We start from the raw sequence: 17762 nt of genomic DNA, 5'->3' as shown, positions 1-17762 counted from the left end.
GGCCGGTCAGCTCTTGACGGCGCCGGCCGTGATGCCGCCCACGATGTGCTTGCCCAGGAAGGCGAAGACCAGGAGGAGCGGCACGGTGGAGATGAGGGCGCCGGTCAGCACGACGGCGTGGTCCACCGTGTGGTTTCCCGCGCCGAGCCCGGCGAGCGCCACCTGAAGGGTGGGGTTGCCGTCCGGGGTGAGCGCGATGAAGGGCCAGAAGAAGTCGTTCCAGGCCTGAACGAAGACCAGCATGCCGAGCACGGCCATGGCGGGCCTCGCCACCGGGAAGACCACGTGCCAGATGATCCGGAGGCTGTGCGCGCCGTCCATCCGGGCCGCCTCCACCAGCTCCGTCGGCAGCGCCTCCACCAGGAACTGGCGCATGAAGAACACGCCGAACGCGGCGACGAGCGAGGGCAGGACGACCGACTGGAGCTGGTCGAACCAGCCGAGGTCGGTGATGATCTGGTACAGCGGGATGACGCTGAGCTGCGGCGGGATCGTCATGGTGGCGACCACCAGGGAGAGCAGCACGCCCCGCCCCCGGAACGGCAGTTTGGCGAAGGCGAAGCCGGCGAGCGTGGAGAACAGCACGGTGGACAGGGCCACCAGGCTCGCCACGATCGTGGTGTTGATCAGCGCCTCGCCCATGTCGACCTGGTTCCAGGCGAAGCTGAGGTTGTCCAGGAGTCGGTTGCCGGGCAGCAGCGGCGCCGGGGCCTCCACGACCCGCTCGCCGCTGTGCGAGGCGGCGACCACGTTCCAGTACAGCGGGAAGAGCGAGACGAAGGCGGCCGCGACGAGCAGCACATAGGTGAGGGGCCCCGCGTGGTGCTGGCGGCCGGCGGTCTGCCCGAAGCGGCGTCCGGGGCGGGCCGCCGCCGGGGCGGCTGCCGGGGCTCCGGACTCGGCCGGGCTCCTGTCGAGAGTGTGCGCCATGAGGTCAGCCCCCCAGCTTCTTGCGGTTGTGGCGGGAGACGAGCGCCTGGACGCCGCCGACGAGCAGCAGGAGCAGCAGCATGACCCAGGCGATCGCCGAGGCCTGGCCCAGCGCGCCGGTCACCCACCCCTTCTCGTACATCAGCAGGCTCAGCGTCTGGAACTGGTTGCCGCTGCCGCCGCTGATCCCGACGCTGCCGCCGAAGAGCATCGGCTCGCCGAACAGCTGGGTGGCGCCGATGGTGGACACGATGATCGTGAAGAGGATCGTCGGCCGGATCGACGGGATCGTGACGCTGAGGAACTGGCGCCAGCGTGAGGCCCCGTCGAGCGAGGCGGCCTCGTAGAGGTCCTGCGGCACGGCCTGCATGGCGGCCAGGTAGATCAGCGCGTTGTAGCCGGTCCAGCGCCAGGTGACGATCACCGAGATGGCGATCTGCGCCGGCCACTTGGACGACTCCCAGTTCACCGGGTCGACGCCGATCCAGCCCAGGACGCCGTTGATCATCCCGTAGTCGGTGTTGAACAGCTGGGCGAAGACCAGCGTCGCCGCCGCGATCGAGGTGGCGTACGGGGCGAGGATCGCGACCCGGAAGAAGCCCCGGCCTCGGAGCTTGTAGTTGAGCAGATGCGCCAGGCCGAGCGCCATGAGCAGCTGGGGAACGGTCGCGATCACCCCGATGGTGAAGGTGTTGAAGAGCGCGTTCCAGAAGAACTCGCTGGTCGCGAGGTCGGTGTAGTTCTCAAGACCCTTCCACGTCGGGTCACCGCCGAGTTCGACCCGGTGGAGCGAGAGCCAGCCCGTGTAGATCAGCGGGAAGAGGCCGAAGGCGGCGAAGGTGAGGAAGAAGGGGGCGACGAAGACGTACGGGATCGCCTTGATGTCCCAGCGGTAGAGCCTGCCGCGCAGGCCGCCGGGGGAGCGGCGGCCGCGCGGGCCGGGGGAGGAGGGCGGTGCGGCGGGCGGCGGGGAGCCGTCGGGCCTCGCCCGAACGGAGGTGGCCACGGGGGCGTCCTTCCAGGGTCGATGCGTGCGGTGGTGCGGACGGTGCCGGTCCGCCGCCCGCGGGCGGCGGACCGGCGGTGTCCCCGCTACTGGTCGATCTTGTCGTCGACCAGCTTCTTGACGTTCTCCCAGGCCTTGGCCGGGTCGGTGCCGCGCTGTTCGATGTCGAGGATGCCGTTGTCGGTGAGGAAGGTCTTGACCTGGCCGTCGTAGCGGCTGATCGCGGCCGGGGTGATCCCCGACGCCGCGCTGGAGAAGATCTTGCCGACGGGGGTGTCACCGAAGTACGGCAGCTTCGCCTCCTGGACGGCCGTGGAGGTGAGCGTGTCCTTGGACGAGGGGATGTTGCCGTTGACCGCGAAGACCTTGGCGTGCTGCGCCGGGGCGGTCAGCCAGGCGGCCAGCTCGGCGGCCTCCTTGGGGTGCTTGCCCGCCTTGGGCACGGCGAGGAAGGAGCCGCCCCAGTTGCCGGCGACCGGGGGCGCGGCGATGTCCCACTTGCCCTGGTTGGCGGGGCCCGCCTGGTCCTTGATGATGCCGGTCATCCAGCTGGGGCAGGCGACGGTGGCGAACTTCGAGTTCTTGAAGGCGGCGTTCCAGGTGCCCTTCTCGTCGAACTGGCGCAGCTTGGCGGTCAGTCCGCCCTGGGCGGCCTTGACCGCGGTGTCCCAGGCGTTCTTGACGCCGGGGCTGTTCTCCCAGTCGAGTTCGCCGCTGGTGTTGGCGTACTGCACCGGGTCGCTGGAGACGACCGCGTTGAAGAGACCGCTCGCCGAGTCGTGGAAGGAGGTGCCGGCGGGCGCGGCGGCCTTGTACTTCTCGCCCGTCGCGAGGAACTTGGCCCAGTCGCCGGACCACAGCTTGCCGACGGCGTCGCGGTCGGTGGGCAGCTTGGCCTTGGCGAAGAGGTCCTTGTTGTAGCAGATGGCCATGGGGCCGATGTCGGTGCCGAGGCCGATGACCTTGCCGTCGCCGGTCGTCGCCTGCTTGACCTTCCAGTCGAGGAAGGCGTCCATCTTCGCGCCGCCCTCCTTGCTCAGGTCGACCCACTTGTTCGCCATCGCCGTGCCGGTCGCCTCGGCGATGTAGCCGACCTCGACGGCCTGGATGTCGGCGACGCCGCTGTTCTGGGCGAGGCGCAGCTTCAGCGTGTCCCAGTACTTCTGGCCGTCGGAGACGTTCGACTCCTCGATCTTGATGTTCGGGTGGAGCCGCTCGTACTCGGCGTAGAGCTTCGCGCCGGTCTTGTCGTCGTAGCCGAAGGAACCGAAGGTCCCGATCCGCAGCGTGATCTTCTCGTTGCTCTGACCGCCCCCGCCGCCCTTGCCGCCGTTGTCGTCGTCGCTGCCGCAACCGGTGAGCAGGGTCGTGCCGGTCACGACGACGGCGACCGCCGCGATCGCCGCACGGCGTCCGCGTCTGCTGCTGGAAGTGCGCATTCCACTCTCCTCGTCCCAAGGTGGTGCTCGTTGTGCGCCAAGAGGCCCGGCCGGCTGATCGCGGCTCGGCGGCGCCTGCCAGGACCTGATCGCAAGGCTGTGCGCGTCCCGGATGGGAGCGCTCCCACGTCGTTGCCGGAAGGTTGCTGCCTGGCGGGTGCGGGTGTCAAGACATGAACGCGGATTCGTTACCGGAAGGTTTTCCGGGGGTTTCGCGGGCCTGGGCGGGAGCGGTCGCGTCATCTCCTGAACGCATGTCGTGGCGCGGGGGTGTGGGCTTGGACTAGTGTGGGAGCGCTCCCATCAGTGTTGTCGTTCCGGCGGGACCGGCGGTGAGCAGCGCGTTGTCCTACGAGGGGAGTTCGGGAGTTGTGAGCGGACGGCAGAGCGGCAGACCCACCCTGGAGCAGGTCGCGGCCAGGGCCGGGGTCGGCCGGGGCACGGTCTCCCGGGTGATCAACGGCTCCCCCCGGGTGAGCGAGCGGACCAGGACGGCCGTCGCCCGAGCGGTCGCCGAACTCGGCTACGTACCCAACCAGGCCGCCCGCGCGCTCGCCGGCAGCCGTACGGACGCGATCGCGCTCGTCATCCCCGAGGCCGAGGCCCGGCTCTTCGCGGAGCCGTACTTCCTCGACCTGATCCGCGGGGTCAGCGCCGAACTCGCCGAGGCCGACAAGCAGTTGCTGCTCACTCTGGTCCGCAGCGAGCAGGAGCGGCAGCGCTTCGAGCAGTATCTGGCCGCCCAGCGCGTCGACGGCGTCCTGCTGGCCTCCGTCCACGGCGACGACCCGCTGCCCGACCGGATCAGGGAACTGGGACTGCCGGTCGTCATGAACGGACGCCGCTCCGAGGCCGAACCCGTGCCGTACGTCGACTCCGACAACATCGGGGCCGGTCGGGCGGCCGTCGCCCATCTCGTGGGGCGCGGGCGGAGCAGGATCGCGACCGTCACCGGTCCGCTCGACATGTACGTGGCCCGCGCCCGGCTCGGCGGCTACCGGGCGGGGCTCGCGGAGGCCGGACTCGCCCCCGACGAAGGGCTGGTCTCGGCGGGTGACTTCACGGAGGAGGGCGGCCGGCGGGCGATGCGGCTGCTGCTCGACCGCAGCCCGGACCTGGACGCGGTCTTCGCCGCCTCCGACGTCATGGCGGCCGGGGCGCGGGGCGCGCTGCGGGAGGCCGGCCGCCGGGTCCCCGAGGACGTGGCCCTCGTCGGCGTCGACGACTCGGCGGTGGCACGGCTGATGGACCCGCCGCTGACGAGCGTGCGGCAGCCCATCGAGGAGATGGGCCGCACGATGGCCCGGATGCTGCTGGAGGAGATCGCGGCGGCACCGGAGGAGCCCCGCCGGCGGGTGCTGCCGACGGAGCTCATCGTGCGGGAGTCGTGCTGACTCCCGGGAACGGACGACGGGGGCCGGGCGTACGAAGACCCTCCACCGGGGGTACGAGGACTCCCTGCCGGGCGTACGAGGACGCCCCGCCGGGGTGTACGAAGACTCGCTGTCGGGCGTACGAGGACTCCCCCCGCCAGGCGTACGAGGACTCCCCGCCGGGCCTACGAACACATTCCCCGCGGCCGGGCCGGGAACCCGGAGGTCCGGCCCGGCCGCGGGGCCCGTGCGGGCTGCTACAGCGCCGGGTGGGCGTTCTTCAGGAGCTCCTGGAACTGGGCCGAGAACCACCGGCCCGAGATCGGGGCGTCCGGCAGCGCGCCCGACATGCTGTTCCCGTTACGGGCGTTGCCCGTGTACGTCGGGTCGCACATCCGGTCGAAGCCCTTGCCCTCGTTGTTCGGGATCTCCTTGCTGGCGCCGTCGGACTCGCCCGGGGGCTTGACCCAGACGTACGCGTCGATGCCCGCGGCGGGCGCCGCCTGGGGCCGCTCGCCGAGACCGGCACCGGACTGGTTGCACCAGTTGCCGAGGTGGATGCGACGGTCGTACTTGCCCCCGTTGACGTACGTGTCGACGCTGGTCGTGGCGCCCGGGGAGGTGGGTCGGGCGGCGCCGCCCCAGCCGTTGCGGGAGGTGTCGATCAGCATGCCGAGGTTGCTGTCGAAGCCGAGCGAAACCAGCTTGGCGCGCATCGCCTGGGCGTACGACAGCTCGTCGGTGTACCGGTTCCAGTCGACCCACTTCGACTGGCGCACGGAGACGCCGTTCACGCTGTCGTTGATGGTGAAGTGGTCCTCCTTCAGGGCGCTGTAGTTGGCGGTGTTCACGATGAAGCCGTGGACGTTGGCGACCGTGGAGCCCTCGGCCGTGGCGGCCTGCTTGAACAGCTCGGCGGAGGCGCCGAAGTTGTCGTCCCAGCCCAGCCAGCCGTGGTGGCCGGCGTCCACGTAGTTGTAGACGTTGCCGATCGCGCCCAGCTTCCTGAGGGCGTAGCCGACGCCGGTGATGTAGTTGCCGTTGGCCTTCATGACGTCGCAGTTGGCTGTGGCGGTCGGGCGTCCCGAGACGTTGGTGACCAGGTTCGGCAGCGAGTCGATCTCGACCGTGGTGACGATCCGCAGGCCCGCGTACTTCGAGTCGGCGAGGATCGCGGCGATCGGGTCGATGTACTCGGTCTTGTAGCGGCCGATCTCGGTCGGGCCGAGCTCCCCGTTGGAGGCGAGCGCGGCGCAGTCTCGGCCGGGCAGGTTGTAGACGACCAGCTGGACGACGAGTTCGCCGGAGCCCTTCTGCCGCAGCGCCTCGTCGAGGTGGGCGCGCAGGCCCATGGAGGTCGCGGAGCCGTTGATGGCGGCGATCCGGTCCAGCCAGACAGCGGTGGGCTGGTTCGAGACCTTGGTGCCGCCGGGCTCGGCCGCCGCCTTCGCGGACCATTCGGGGTTCACGTACACCTTGGCGCCGGCGTACGGGTTGTCGGCCTTGGTGCCGGCCGGCGGTGTGGTCGGAGGCGTCGTCGGGGGTGTGGTGGGCGGGGTGGTCGGGGGTGTCGTCGGCTCGGTGGCGCCGTTGCAGACGACCCCGTTGAGCTTGAAGGTCGCGGGCACGGCATTGGTGCCGCTGTACGAGCCGTTGAATCCGAAGGAGGTCGAACCGCCGGTGGCCAGGGTCCCGTTGTAGGAGAGGCTCTTGGCGGTCACTGCGGCGCCGGACTGGGTGAGGGTGGCGTTCCAGCCCTGGGTGATCTGCTGGTTGCCGGCGTAGGTCCATTCGAGGGTCCAGGCGGCCACCGGGTCACCGGTGTTGGTGACGGTCACGTTGGTGCCGAAGCCGGTGTTCCACTGGTTGGTGATCTGGTAGTCGACCTTGCAGCCGGGGGCGGCGGCGCCCGCGGTGGCGGTGCCGAGGACGGTGGCGGTGGCGCCGGTGGCCGTGATGAGGCCGAGGGCGGCCAGGAGGGCGGTGCGGCTGGTGCGGCTCATGCGGGTGGGGATTCCTTTCAGGTGACTTTCCGGGGAGTTCAGGGGGTGAGACCGCGCAGGTGGTCGCGCAGTCCGATGCCGAACGCGGTGGGCGTGCCGTCGTACGAACTGATCAGCGCGGGACCCGAGTTGCAGTTCCAGGTGTTCCAGGTCCAGCCCAGGTACGAGAGGCCGCGGTCGTCGAACCACTTCATGACGCGGTCGATGAACGCGTGTCCGCAGGTGTTCTCACCGATCTCGCCCGCGAGGAGCGGAACCTCGGCGGCCACCGGGGCGAGGGTGTTGTTCCAGCACGTCTCGTCGGAGCAGGTGTTGAAGTTGTAGACGTGCCAGGCGGCGGCCAGATTGCCCGCCGGGTCCGTGGGGCGGTATGCGAGCCACTGGCTGAGGTCGTTGGAGTACGCGATGCCCGGGACGAGGACGAGGTTCCGCGACCCCGTGGCCCGCACCGCGTCCAGCAGGTCCTGCATGCCGGCGACCTCGTAGCCGATGCCGGGGCAGGTGCCGCCGTCGCGCCAGCAGGACCAGGCCTGGGCCGCGGTGGAGGTGGCCCGGTCCGGATAGGGCTCGTTGAACAGGTCGAAGACGACCCGTCTGTCGTTCTTGAAGGTGTTCGCCACCGAGGTCCAGAACGCCGGCGTGTACCGGGCGTCGGGCATCGGCTTCTGGCAGGAGGCGTGGACGTCGGCGCAGCCCGCGGAGTTGCCCGTGTACTGGCCGTACGTCCAGTGGAGTTCGACCACCGGGGTCATGCCGTGTGCGATGACCTTGGTGACCAGGTCCTTCACGGCGTCGATGTAGTGCGTGCCCCGGTACTCGGGCTTGATGTTGTCGAGGCCGAGCCAGCACTCCTCGTTGAGCGGAATGCGGACCGTGTTGGCCTTCCAGTCGGCGATGGCCTTGACGGAGGCGTCGTCGACGGGTCCGTCCCAGATGCCGTGGCCCTGGACGCACATGAACTCGCCGCCGGATCGGTTGACCCCGAGCAGGCGTCGGGTCGCGCCGTTCTGATCGGTGAACCGGTTGCCGGACACGCCGAGTTCGGGCGCGCCGGTGACCGGTGTCGGCGTGGTCGGGGGAGTCGTGGGCGGTGTCGTCGGAGCGGTGGGTGTGGGCGTCGGCGTCGGGGTCGTGCCCGAGGAGCATGGCGTGCCGTCGAGCGTGAACGCGGTGGGCGCCGTGTTGGCGCCCGACCACGAGGCGATGAAGCCGCCCGTGACCTTCGCGCCCGTGCCGAGCGCGGCGTTCCAGCTCTCGTTCACGACCGTGACGTCGGTCCCGGACTGGGACCACGTGCCGCCCCAGCCCTGGCTGACGACCTGGCCGGCCGGGAAGGCGAAGCCGAGGCTCCAGCCGTTCAGCGCGGCGCTGTTGTTGGTGACGGTGACGGCACCCTGGTAGCCGCCGGCCCACTGGCCGACGACCGAGTACTCCACGGTGCAGGCGGGTGCGGCCGCGGCTCCTGAGGCCGCACCCATGAGGGCGAACGCGGTGCTCGCCATCGTGAGCGCCGCTCCGGAGAGCAGCGCGGACAGACGTGGGGGATGTCGCATGAGCGAGTCCTCGCAGCGAGGGCACACCCCTGACGGTGTGCCGACCGGACGGATCCGCTCCCACTGGTCGGGCAGACCGTAGCGGCAACTGCCGCCAAGGAAAAGAGGAGTTGGGTAAATTTCCTCGCCGATTGCCTTCGACTCTTCACGCACCTTGACGCCGATGCGTCCCAACTGCACAGTGGGAGCGCTCCCACTGGTTCAGAGCTTGTCTCCACGCACGTTTCGCTCTTCGCTCCCCCGACCTCCCGAGCCGCGAGGAGAACCACCCGCATGCCACGCCTCCGACCAAGAACGCGACCACGCCGGCAGCTGACCGCGCTGGCCGCCGCGCTGTCCCTCCCCCTCGGTCTCACGGCCGTCGGCGCCACCACGGCCCAGGCCGCCGACGTGCGGTGCAGCGTCGACTACAGGACGAACGACTGGGGTTCGGGCTTCACCGCCGAGCTCACCCTCACCAACCGCGCCACCACCGCGCTCAACGGCTGGACCCTCACCTACGCCTACGCCGGTGACCAGAAGCTCACCAACGGCTGGAGCGGCGTCTGGTCCCAGTCCGGCAAGAACGTCACGGTGACCAACGCCGCCTGGAACGGCACCCTCGCCGCCGGGGCCGCCACCACCACCGGCGCCCAGTTCACGTACACCGGCGCCAACACCGCCCCCACCTCCTTCGCGGTCAACGGCACCCCCTGCACGGGCGCCCACCAGCCGCCCGTCGCCGTCCTCACCAGCCCCGCACCGGGCGCCGTCTTCACCTCGGGCGACGCGGTGCCCCTCGCCGCCACCGCCGCCGCGGCCGACGGCGCCACCGTGAGCAAGGTGGAGTTCTACAGCGACACCGCGCTCCTCGGCACCGACACCACCGCGCCCTTCACCTTCGGCGCGGCCGGGCTCGCCACCGGCACCCACTCCCTCTATGCCAAGGCCTACGACAGCCTCGGCGCCTCCGCCGAGTCCGCCCCCGTCGGCATCACCGTCGCCGCCGGTCCCGCGCTCGTCGCCGCCCCGAGCCGGCTCGGGGTACGCCAGGGCGCCACCGGCACCTTCGACCTGAAGCTCTCCACCGCCCCCACCGCCAATGTCACGGTGAGCGTCGCCCGTACCTCCGGCAACACCCAGCTCACCGCGACCCCGGCCTCGCTCACCTTCACCCCGGCGAACTGGAACACCGCCCAGAAGGTGACCGTCGCCGCCGCGACCACCGGCACCGGCTCCGCCGTCTTCACCGCGACCGCACCCGGCCACGCCGCGGCCGAGGTCACCGTCACCCAGCTGGCCGCGAACTCCACGTACGACGCCCGCTTCCTCGACCTCCACGGCAAGATCACCGACCCGGCCAACGGCTACTTCTCGCCCGAGGGCATCCCGTACCACTCCGTCGAGACGCTCATCGTCGAGGCCCCCGACCACGGGCACGAGACGACCTCGGAGGCGTACAGCTACCTCATCTGGCTCCAGGCCATGTACGGCAAGATCACCGGCGACTGGACCAAGTTCAACGGCGCCTGGGAGACCATGGAGAAATTCATGATCCCCACCCACGCCGACACGCCCACCACCGGCTCCTACAACGCCTCCAAGCCGGCGACCTACGCCCCCGAGTGGGACCTCCCCTCCCAGTACCCGGCGCGGCTCGACTCCGGTGTCACCTCCGGGGCGGACCCGATCGCCGCCGAACTCAAGAGCGCGTACGGCACCGACGACATCTACGGCATGCACTGGATCCAGGACGTCGACAACGTCTACGGCTTCGGCAACGAGCCCGGGAAGTGCTCCGCCGGTCCGACGGCGACCGGACCCTCGTACATCAACACCTTCCAGCGCGGCCCGCAGGAGTCCGTCTGGGAGACCGTCACCCACCCCACCTGCGACAACTTCTCCTACGGCGGTCGGAACGGCTACCTCGACCTCTTCACCGGGGACGCCTCCTACGCCAAGCAGTGGAAGTTCACCAACGCCCCCGACGCCGACGCCCGCGCCGTCCAGGCCGCCTACTGGGCCGACCTCTGGGCCAAGGAACAGGGCAAGGGCGGCCAGGTCTCCGCGACCGTCGGCAAGGCCGCCAAGATGGGCGACTACCTGCGGTACGCCATGTTCGACAAGTACTTCAAGAAGGCCGGGAACTGCGTCGGACCCACCACCTGCCCCGCCGGCACCGGCAAGGACAGCGCGCACTATCTGATGTCCTGGTACTACGCCTGGGGCGGCGCCACCGACACCTCCGCCGGCTGGTCCTGGCGCATCGGCTCCAGCCACGCCCACGGCGGCTACCAGAACCCGCTCGCCGCCTACGCGCTCAGCGAGTACGCCCCGCTCAAGCCCAAATCGACGACGGGCGCGGCCGACTGGGCGACCAGCCTCGACCGGCAGCTGGAGTTCTACCGTTGGCTCCAGTCCGACGAGGGCGCCATCGCGGGCGGCGCCACCAACAGCTGGCAGGGCCGCTACGCCGCCCCGCCGGCCGGCACCCCCACCTTCCACGGCCTCTTCTACGACGAGAAGCCCGTCTACCACGACCCGGCGTCCAACCAGTGGTTCGGCTTCCAGGCCTGGTCCATGGAGCGGGTCGCCGAGTACTACCGGCAGACCGGTGACGCCCAGGCGAAGACCGTCCTCGACAAGTGGGTCTCCTGGGCGCTGTCCAAGACCACGATCAACCCCGACGGCACCTATCGCATCCCCTCCACCCTCCAGTGGTCCGGCGCGCCCGACACCTGGAACGCGGCGAGCCCCGGCGCCAACGCAGGACTGCACGTCACCGTCGCCGACTACACCGACGACGTCGGCGTGGCCGCCGCCTACGCCAAGACCCTCACCTACTACGCGGCCAAGTCCGGCCACGCCGAGGCCAAGCGCGTCGCCAAGGCCCTCCTCGACGGCATGTGGGACCACCACCAGGACCCGCTGGGCATCGCCGTCCCCGAGACCCGCGCCGACTACAACCGCTTCGACGACCCCGTGTACGTACCGAACGGCTGGACCGGCGCCATGCCCAACGGCGACACGGTGAACGCCTCCTCCACCTTCGCCTCGATCCGTACCTTCTACCAGGACGACCCGGCCTGGCCGAAGATCGAGGCCTATCTGGCGGGCGGCGCCGCGCCCGTCTTCACGTACCACCGGTTCTGGGCCCAGGCGGACATCGCCCTGGCCATGGGCTCGTACGCGGAGCTGCTCGAATAGCAGCCGCCCCGCACGGAGCGGCTCCGCGGACGACGAGACCGGGCGGACCCCGAGCAGGGGACCGCCCGGTCCTCCACGCGTGCGCGTGACCCGCGGCCGTGCGGTCAACTCATCTTTGTCAGCGACGACTTCGTCGGTACGGTGCCGCATCCGGTGCGGTCCGGGCTCCCGCCGGAGCGGGCCGTGGCGCTCGTCGGGCCGCCGCGCGCCCTCGTCGTTGTCGGTCGGCGCCAGCCAGACGTCCTCCTGTCGGAGAGGGGAAAGCGCTTCCGTCCGGTGTCCATCCCCCTCGCGCGCCACGCCCCCGTACAACCCCGCCCGGCCGCCCGGTGCTTGGACTCCTCGCGGCCCGCCTGGACAGCCCGACGAGCGGCCGCTTAGGGTCGGGGTCCGAATCATCGACGGGCGCCGTTCGCCCGGTACACCGGGAACAGTCGAGGAGCGCGCACGTGGTCACCCTCGCCGACGTCGCCCGCCACGCCGGGGTGTCGGCCAGTACCGTCAGCTACGTGCTCAGCGGCAAACGCTCCATATCCGCCCCCACCCGCGAGCGGATCCAGCACAGCATCGACACCCTCGGCTACCGGCCCCACGCCGGCGCCCGCGCGCTCGCCAGCAGCCGGACCGGCATCCTCGCCCTGATGATGCCGCTCCGTACCGGTCTCCACGTGCCGGTCACGCTGGAGGTCGCGATGGCGGTCACCACCACGGCCCGCTCCCACGGCTACGACGTCCTGCTGCTCAGCGGCGAGGAGGGCCCCGAGGCCGTCCGCCGCGTCGAGGGCAGCGCGATCGCCGACGCCATGATCGTCATGGACGCGGGACGCGACGACCCCCGGCTCCCCTGCCTCCAGGAGGCCGAGCGGCCCACCGTCCTCATCGGCCTCCCCGCCGAAGCCGCCGACGCCGCCGGACTCGACTGCGTCGACCTCGACTTCGAGGCCGCCGGAGCACGCTGCGTCGAGCATCTCGCCGGACTCGGCCACACCGGCGTCGCCGTCCTCGGCGCACCGCCCGCCGTCCACGAGCGCGGTACGGGCTTCGCCGCCCGCACCGTCACCGGACTGCGCGCCGCCGCCGGGACCCACGGCGTCGGCCTGCTCCACCGGCCCGTCGACGGTACCTACGCGGCCGTCGCCGCCGCCGTCACCCGCGTCTTCGAGGAACGCCCCGGCACCACGGCCCTCGTCGTCCAGAACGAGGCCGCCGTCGAGCCGCTGCTCGCGCTCCTGCGCCACCAGGGCCGCGCCGTGCCCGAGGACGTCTCCGTGGTCGCCATCTGCCCCGACCAGGTGGCCGTCCACGCCTCCGTACCGCTCACCGCCGTCTCCGTGCCCGCCCAGGAGATGGGCCGCCTCGCCGTCGAACGGCTCGTCCGGCGCCTCGCCGGGGAGGCGCCCCGGGGTACGGAGCTCATCCGGCCGCTGCTGACCGCGCGCGCGAGCACCGGTCCTGCCCCGGCGGGCCCCGCCTTCACCGGCCCCATCGCCGGGTCCGCCCCGCACGGGCACCGCGTGTCCGGCCACGGCGTGTCCGGCTCCCGCGTGTCCGGCCTCCGGGCATCCGGCTCCGGCGTGTCCGGAACCCGCCTGCCCGGCTCCGCTCCCGCAGAGGACCGTCGTGGTCGCAGCGGACACTGAGGCCGAGGACAGCGCGGCCGAGTTCCGGGCGTTCTTCGAGTGCCACTACGCCGAACTCGCCCGCCTCGCACATCTGTTGACCGGCGAGACGGACGCCGCCGACGACCTCGCCGCCGACGCCATGCTCGCGCTCTGGCACCGCTGGGACCGGGTGCGCGCCGCCGACCACCCCGCCGCCTACGCCCGCGGTGTCGTCGCCAACCTCGTCCGCACCCGGATACGCGGCACCGTCCGGGAGCGACGCCGTGTCGCCGCCTTCTGGGACCGGCGCCCCGACCACACCGAGGACCCGGACGTGCCCGCCGTCATCGACGTGCGCACGGCGCTGCGCGCCCTGCCGTTCCGCAAGCGCGCCTGCGTCGTGCTCCGGCACGCCTTCGACCTCTCCGAACGCGACACCGCTCTCGCGCTCGGCGTCTCCGTCGGTACGGTCAAGAGCCAGACCGCCAAGGGCATGGCCGAGCTCCAGCGGCTGCTCGGCCCCCAGGCCGTCACCGAACTCGCCGCGGGGAGGCGCTGATGGACGAGGCACGGCTCAGCCGCGAGCTGCGGGACGCGGCGCTCGCGCACCGGCCGGACCACGCCCGCATGCTCGCCCGGGTGCGGCGCGGCATGACCGAGCCCGCCCCCGCGGCCCGGCCGCCCCGGCCCGCGGCCCGCTGGACCGGGCGCCGCTGGACGGCGGTCGTGGCCGTGGCCGCGGCCGTCGCGGGAGTCGTCGGCCTCGGTGGTCTCGCGGCGACCACGCTGAACGACCGGCCCGCCGCGCCCGCCACCACGCTCCCCGCGCCCGGCCCTGGCGCACGGGCGACCGCCACGATCGACCCAGGCAGCAACCGCTGGTGGGCGCAGAGCGATCTCCGACTGGCGACGGACACCCCCGTCGGCGGCCTCACCGTCGAACTGAGGATCGTCCGCACCCCCGGCGTCGTGAGCACGGGCCACTGGCGCACCCGCCCGGCCGATGACTTCACGGTGACGGTGACCGAGGAGGGCCGGGAGCTGGTCTACCGCTGGACGCTCAAGCCGGGCCGGACGGTCCCGCCGGGGCCCCATGCCTTCGCCGGCCAGTACAACCACGCCGAAGGGTCACGGGACGCCTCGGCCGACACGTACACCGTCGTCCTGACGGGCGCCGACGGCGGCCGCACCACCCTGCGTGGCGACTTCGGGACGCCCGGGCCGAGGTGACGGCAGGGCCGGAACGACGCCCTGGGGGCCGGATCAGACACCCGTCGTGGAGCCGGGGCGCACGATCATCAGGACGACGACCACGGCCCACAGGACGTTGAACACCCCGGTCGTCATGGACAGCCGGGACGCGGTGGGCCGCGCCTCCTCCTCCGTGGCCGCGCCCTCGGCGAGGGCGAGCAGACGCCGCTGACCCGGCAGGACGGCCAGGCCGAGCAGGACCGCGGCGGCGACGGTGAGCACGAGCGAGACGATCAGCCACGCGTCGGTCAGCACACCGAGCTGGGCGCCGGTGGCGATGCCGAACACCGGCACGACGACCCCCGCGACGGCGTATCCGGTGCAGACCCGGTGGAGGAGCACGGCCGTTCCCGTCCCCTCGGACCGGCCGTCCCGCTCCTCGCCGCCGCACGCCCGGAGCGCGATGCGCGGGAACATCGAGGCGGCCACGGTGATCGATCCGACCGTGACGATCGCCACCAGGACGTGGACGGACAGCAGGAATTCGGTCACGGCGCGTGCCTCCGGACGAGAGCTGGATGTTCTGACTACCAATAGGTTGGCTGCCAATACATACACTGCCTACCGCTCTCTTGTGTAGGCTGCCTACCTATGAAGGCGGATGCGGTGCGAGGGCACCTGGACGGACTGCTGCTCGCGGTGCTCGAACCCGGCCCGCTGCACGGGTACGCGATCATCGCCGCGGTCCAGCAGCGCAGCGGAGGCGTGCTCGAACTGCGCACGGGCACCATCTATCCGGCCCTGAACCGGCTGGAGCGCACCGGCCTGCTGAGCAGCAGCTGGCAGTCCTCCGGGGAGCGGCGCCGCCGCTGCTACGAGCTGACCGACGAGGGCCGGCGCACGCTCGCCGGTGAACGCACGGCCTGGAACGAGTTCACCGCGGCGATCGGCTCGGTCCTCAACCCCACCCCACCGCACGGGCTCGCCACATGACCGCCGCAGACACGGGCGACGACACCGACTCCGCCGGCACCGATCACGCCGCCGACCCGCTCGCCGCGTACGTCTCCGGCCTCACCGCCGCCCTGCACGGGCCCGCCCGGGCCAAGGACCGGATGATCGAGGAGATCCGCGGCGGACTGGAGGACACGGCGGACGCGCAGATCGAGCGGGGCGTCCCACGGCGTGAGGCGATCGGTGCGGCGATCCGGGAGTTCGGGACCGTCGACGAGCTCGTCCCGAGCTGTCAGCGGGAGCTGACCCTCGCCCAGGCCCGGCACACCGCCCGGGTCGTGGCGCTCACCGCACCCTTCCTGATCGCCTGCTGGTACGTCACCGGCGCCACCGCCCAGGAACCCGCGGGACCGGTTCTCCACGCCTCACGACTCCTGGCCGCGCACCTGTCCGGAGTCGCGATCGCCGCCACCCTGCTCGCCGCCGCTGCTCTGGCCGTCACCGGAACCCTCGCCCGCCGGCTGTCCCCGCCGGCCCGGCTGCCGGCGGTCGTCGCCTGGACCGGCACGACCGCCGGAGCCGCCATGGCGGTGACGGCACTCGCCCTCGCCACCGCCGCCGCGCTCGCGACGAACTGGCCGCTGCTCGCCTTCGCGGGCGCGCTCGCGGCCGCCTCCCACGCCGTCGTGGCGACCTCGGCCCGCGCCTGCCGCCGCTGCGCGCGGCTGCCGGTCCTCGGGGCACCGGAGCCCGGCTGACACCGGACGTCGCGCGAGAGCACCCGGGCGTACCTCGCCGGGCCGTCTGCGTGGGACGTTTGAGAAGACCGCCCCGCTCCGTCACGATGAGGGGATGAGCAACGGTTTCGCCACACGCGTCCTGGACGTCACCACCGGAGGGTCGGAGACGGTGTACGACCTGACCGGGGAGTGCGTCGCCTTCCTGGCCGAGGTGGCACAGGGGCGGGGAGGCCTCCTCAACGTCTTCACCCCCCACGCGACGACGGGCGTGGCGCTGATCGAGACGGGTGCGGGCAGCGACCACGACCTGCTGACGGCCCTGCACCACCTGCTCCCCGCCGACGAACGCTGGCAGCACCGCCACGGAAGCCGGGGCCACGGCCGTGACCACGTCCTGCCGGCCCTCGTCGCCCCGCACGCGACGCTCCCGGTGATCGACGGCGAACTGGCGCTCGGCACCTGGCAGTCGGTGTGCCTGGTGGACACGAACAAGGACAACCCCGACCGCCAGGTCCGCCTGTCGTTCCTGGGATGACGGAGCCGGTGGTCGTGCGGGACGAGGGTCCGGGGCGCGGCCGCTACATCCACCGCCAGGTCGCGGGATCGCTCCAGTCGAAGTCGTCGCGGTCCCAGGCGTCGACGGTCAGGGCATTCCGGCTCCAGGTGTGTTGTGCCTGGTCGAGGAGGCGCCGCACGTCGTCCGACGGGGCGTCTCCGGTCGTCATCCCCCAGGCGATCATCAGAAGGTCGAAGGCGCGGCGCATCCGGCGGATCTCCTCCCGCAGCTCCGCGGGCGACACGTCGGAGGGCCGACGGTCCTCCCGGGGGGTGAAGGCCGCCGCCAGGGGATGAGTCGAGTTGACGATCACCGTGATCTCCTCGGCGGTCGCCTCGACGTCGACGAGGCGGAGGGAGGGATCCGACGCGAACTCCAGGCGCGCCTTGGTCATCTCCGCCGCCGCCCAGTGCGCCTCGGGGGCCGCGGGCAGCGTGCCCGTCGCGGCGTCCGGCGGGAGCAGCCCGTCCGGCCGTCGCCGGGCCACCCGCCCGTCCCGTACGTCGTGACGCGGGGCGGACTCGGTGGTGCGCTCCCACAGGGAGTGGAACCACAACGCCACCTCACGGGGCCTGGGTCTCCCGGTCGCCATACCGGCCAGGGCCAGTACGACGGCTTCCAGTCTGGCCCACGTGGGGAACTCTCCCTTCGTGAGCAGGGTGGAGACCGTCCCACGACTCACTTCAGCGGTGCGTTCGTCGATCTTCCGGATCTGCTCCGCGATCCGGCGGCGGCTGGGGTTCCCCGCCTGCCGGTGGAGGGAGAGCAGCTCCTCGAGGAGCGTGCGGCGCGGCCCGGGCGGCACCTCGGATTCGTCGGGCATCGGCACGGCCGTCATCGACGCCACCCCCTCCTGCTGTCTGTGCAGATGCTTCACCGGAGGCGCCCGTGGTGTCAAAGAGTGGCAACCCGGCTGCGTGTCCACGCAGTTGGCTGTCATGTCGTGGGCGGGCATCCCTCCAGGGCGCGGAGAGTGGAGAGGCCGACGTCCACACACTGAACGGAGCACTCCTTGTCCTGGGATGTCCTGACCATGCTCGCCCTCGGCCTCTTCGGTTTTCTCGCCCTGGTGGTCACGCTGATCACCAGCCTTCTCAAGCAGCTGCCGGAACTCGTGGCGGCCTGGCGTTCGCTGACGACGAGCGGGGCCGGGTGTACGTGCCGGGCCGGCGGCGAGGGGACGGCCGCCGGCGACATGGATGCGGAATCAGGCGGTGAGTGAGTGCGGAA

15 protein-coding genes and 1 pseudogene are annotated in these 17762 nt (G+C 71.6%); 9 read left to right on the top strand and 7 right to left on the bottom strand.

Going from position 1 to position 17762, the window contains the following annotated elements; genetic code table 11:
• Positions 1 to 6: 6 nt before the first annotated feature.
• From ACIP8Z_RS11260 to ACIP8Z_RS11250, 3 genes are all read right to left on the bottom strand, one after another.
• On the bottom strand, positions 7 to 930 hold the full coding sequence (locus tag ACIP8Z_RS11260) for a carbohydrate ABC transporter permease (protein WP_402081617.1): 924 nt from the start codon (positions 928 to 930) through the stop codon (positions 7 to 9).
• Positions 931 to 934: 4 nt separating this feature from the next.
• Positions 935 to 1936, bottom strand: a complete 1002-nt coding sequence (locus tag ACIP8Z_RS11255; RefSeq protein ID WP_402081614.1) for a carbohydrate ABC transporter permease — start codon at positions 1934 to 1936, stop codon at positions 935 to 937.
• Positions 1937 to 2022: 86 nt separating this feature from the next.
• Complete coding sequence (locus tag ACIP8Z_RS11250) at positions 2023 to 3375, bottom strand: ABC transporter substrate-binding protein (RefSeq protein ID WP_402081612.1); 1353 nt, start codon at positions 3373 to 3375, stop codon at positions 2023 to 2025.
• 371 nt (positions 3376 to 3746) lie between these two features.
• Between ACIP8Z_RS11250 and ACIP8Z_RS11245 the strand changes: the two genes are divergently transcribed.
• On the top strand, positions 3747 to 4769 hold the full coding sequence (locus tag ACIP8Z_RS11245) for a LacI family DNA-binding transcriptional regulator (RefSeq protein ID WP_402081609.1): 1023 nt from the start codon (positions 3747 to 3749) through the stop codon (positions 4767 to 4769).
• 236 nt (positions 4770 to 5005) lie between these two features.
• Here ACIP8Z_RS11245 and ACIP8Z_RS11240 read toward each other — a convergent pair whose 3' ends face one another.
• Together ACIP8Z_RS11240 and ACIP8Z_RS11235 are read right to left on the bottom strand one after the other, a co-directional pair.
• The gene (locus ACIP8Z_RS11240; RefSeq protein WP_402081606.1) at positions 5006 to 6751 is read right to left on the bottom strand and encodes a glycoside hydrolase family 6 protein; all 1746 of its coding nucleotides are present in this window, start codon (positions 6749 to 6751) and stop codon (positions 5006 to 5008) included.
• Positions 6752 to 6789: 38 nt separating this feature from the next.
• Positions 6790 to 8304 (bottom strand): cellulase family glycosylhydrolase, encoded by a 1515-nt coding sequence (locus ACIP8Z_RS11235; RefSeq protein ID WP_402081604.1) that lies wholly within the window; start codon positions 8302 to 8304, stop codon positions 6790 to 6792.
• Positions 8305 to 8577: 273 nt separating this feature from the next.
• On the opposite strand from ACIP8Z_RS11235, the gene ACIP8Z_RS11230 reads away from it, so the two are divergent.
• The 4 genes and pseudogenes from ACIP8Z_RS11230 (at position 8578) to ACIP8Z_RS11215 (ending at position 14321) form a co-directional block, all read left to right on the top strand.
• Positions 8578 to 11490: a glycoside hydrolase family 48 protein gene (locus ACIP8Z_RS11230; RefSeq protein WP_402081601.1), complete on the top strand. Its 2913-nt coding sequence runs from the start codon at positions 8578 to 8580 to the stop codon at positions 11488 to 11490.
• A 449-nt stretch (positions 11491 to 11939) separates the two neighbouring features.
• Positions 11940 to 12950, top strand: a pseudogene (locus ACIP8Z_RS11225) (LacI family DNA-binding transcriptional regulator); the annotation flags it as partial.
• 160 nt (positions 12951 to 13110) lie between these two features.
• Complete coding sequence (locus ACIP8Z_RS11220; protein WP_402081598.1) at positions 13111 to 13650, top strand: SigE family RNA polymerase sigma factor; 540 nt, start codon at positions 13111 to 13113, stop codon at positions 13648 to 13650.
• Positions 13650 to 14321 carry a hypothetical protein gene (locus ACIP8Z_RS11215; protein WP_402081596.1) on the top strand — a complete coding sequence of 224 codons (672 nt, stop codon included), beginning with the start codon at positions 13650 to 13652 and terminating at the stop codon, positions 14319 to 14321. Before ACIP8Z_RS11220 ends, ACIP8Z_RS11215 begins: the two co-directional genes overlap by 1 nt.
• 33 nt (positions 14322 to 14354) lie before the next feature.
• On the opposite strand, the gene ACIP8Z_RS11210 is transcribed toward ACIP8Z_RS11215, so the two are convergent.
• Complete coding sequence (locus ACIP8Z_RS11210) at positions 14355 to 14834, bottom strand: DUF2269 family protein (protein ID WP_402081593.1); 480 nt, start codon at positions 14832 to 14834, stop codon at positions 14355 to 14357.
• Positions 14835 to 14933: 99 nt separating this feature from the next.
• Here ACIP8Z_RS11210 and ACIP8Z_RS11205 point away from each other — a divergent pair, with 99 nt between their 5' ends.
• From ACIP8Z_RS11205 to ACIP8Z_RS11195, 3 genes are all read left to right on the top strand, one after another.
• Positions 14934 to 15275 (top strand): PadR family transcriptional regulator, encoded by a 342-nt coding sequence (locus tag ACIP8Z_RS11205; protein WP_319313795.1) that lies wholly within the window; start codon positions 14934 to 14936, stop codon positions 15273 to 15275.
• Positions 15272 to 15994 carry a permease prefix domain 1-containing protein gene (locus ACIP8Z_RS11200; protein WP_402081591.1) on the top strand — a complete coding sequence of 241 codons (723 nt, stop codon included), beginning with the start codon at positions 15272 to 15274 and terminating at the stop codon, positions 15992 to 15994. The genes ACIP8Z_RS11205 and ACIP8Z_RS11200 overlap by 4 nt, the downstream gene beginning before the upstream one ends.
• Positions 15995 to 16088: 94 nt before the next feature.
• Positions 16089 to 16511 carry a YjbQ family protein gene (locus ACIP8Z_RS11195; protein ID WP_150162773.1) on the top strand — a complete coding sequence of 141 codons (423 nt, stop codon included), beginning with the start codon at positions 16089 to 16091 and terminating at the stop codon, positions 16509 to 16511.
• 43 nt (positions 16512 to 16554) lie between these two features.
• Here ACIP8Z_RS11195 and ACIP8Z_RS11190 read toward each other — a convergent pair whose 3' ends face one another.
• Entirely contained in the window at positions 16555 to 17355 is an 801-nt protein-coding gene (locus ACIP8Z_RS11190) for a hypothetical protein (protein WP_402081588.1), read from the bottom strand.
• 189 nt (positions 17356 to 17544) lie between these two features.
• On the opposite strand from ACIP8Z_RS11190, the gene ACIP8Z_RS11185 reads away from it, so the two are divergent.
• Entirely contained in the window at positions 17545 to 17754 is a 210-nt protein-coding gene (locus ACIP8Z_RS11185; RefSeq protein ID WP_402081585.1) for a hypothetical protein, read from the top strand.
• Positions 17755 to 17762: the final 8 nt, after the last annotated feature.

The sequence above is a fragment of the Streptomyces sp. NPDC088553 genome, from assembly GCF_044752965.1.
Lineage (GTDB): Bacteria > Actinomycetota > Actinomycetes > Streptomycetales > Streptomycetaceae > Streptomyces.
Note: the sequence above shows the minus strand (reverse complement) of the source record. Positions and strands in the feature narration are given on the sequence as shown.

Excerpts from the sequence above, each read along its gene's own strand:
- ACIP8Z_RS11240 (WP_402081606.1), bottom strand. The coding sequence starts at position 6,751 with ATGAGCCGCACCAGCCGCACCGCCCTCCTGGCCGCCCTCGGCCTCATC.
- ACIP8Z_RS11230 (WP_402081601.1), top strand. The coding sequence starts at position 8,578 with ATGCCACGCCTCCGACCAAGAACGCGACCACGCCGGCAGCTGACCGCG.
- ACIP8Z_RS11250 (WP_402081612.1), bottom strand. The coding sequence starts at position 3,375 with ATGCGCACTTCCAGCAGCAGACGCGGACGCCGTGCGGCGATCGCGGCG.
- ACIP8Z_RS11205 (WP_319313795.1), top strand. The coding sequence starts at position 14,934 with ATGAAGGCGGATGCGGTGCGAGGGCACCTGGACGGACTGCTGCTCGCG.
- ACIP8Z_RS11235 (WP_402081604.1), bottom strand. The coding sequence starts at position 8,304 with ATGCGACATCCCCCACGTCTGTCCGCGCTGCTCTCCGGAGCGGCGCTC.
- ACIP8Z_RS11260 (WP_402081617.1), bottom strand. The coding sequence starts at position 930 with ATGGCGCACACTCTCGACAGGAGCCCGGCCGAGTCCGGAGCCCCGGCA.
- ACIP8Z_RS11195 (WP_150162773.1), top strand. The coding sequence starts at position 16,089 with ATGAGCAACGGTTTCGCCACACGCGTCCTGGACGTCACCACCGGAGGG.
- ACIP8Z_RS11215 (WP_402081596.1), top strand. The coding sequence starts at position 13,650 with ATGGACGAGGCACGGCTCAGCCGCGAGCTGCGGGACGCGGCGCTCGCG.
- ACIP8Z_RS11190 (WP_402081588.1), bottom strand. The coding sequence starts at position 17,355 with ATGCCCGACGAATCCGAGGTGCCGCCCGGGCCGCGCCGCACGCTCCTC.
- ACIP8Z_RS11200 (WP_402081591.1), top strand. The coding sequence starts at position 15,272 with ATGACCGCCGCAGACACGGGCGACGACACCGACTCCGCCGGCACCGAT.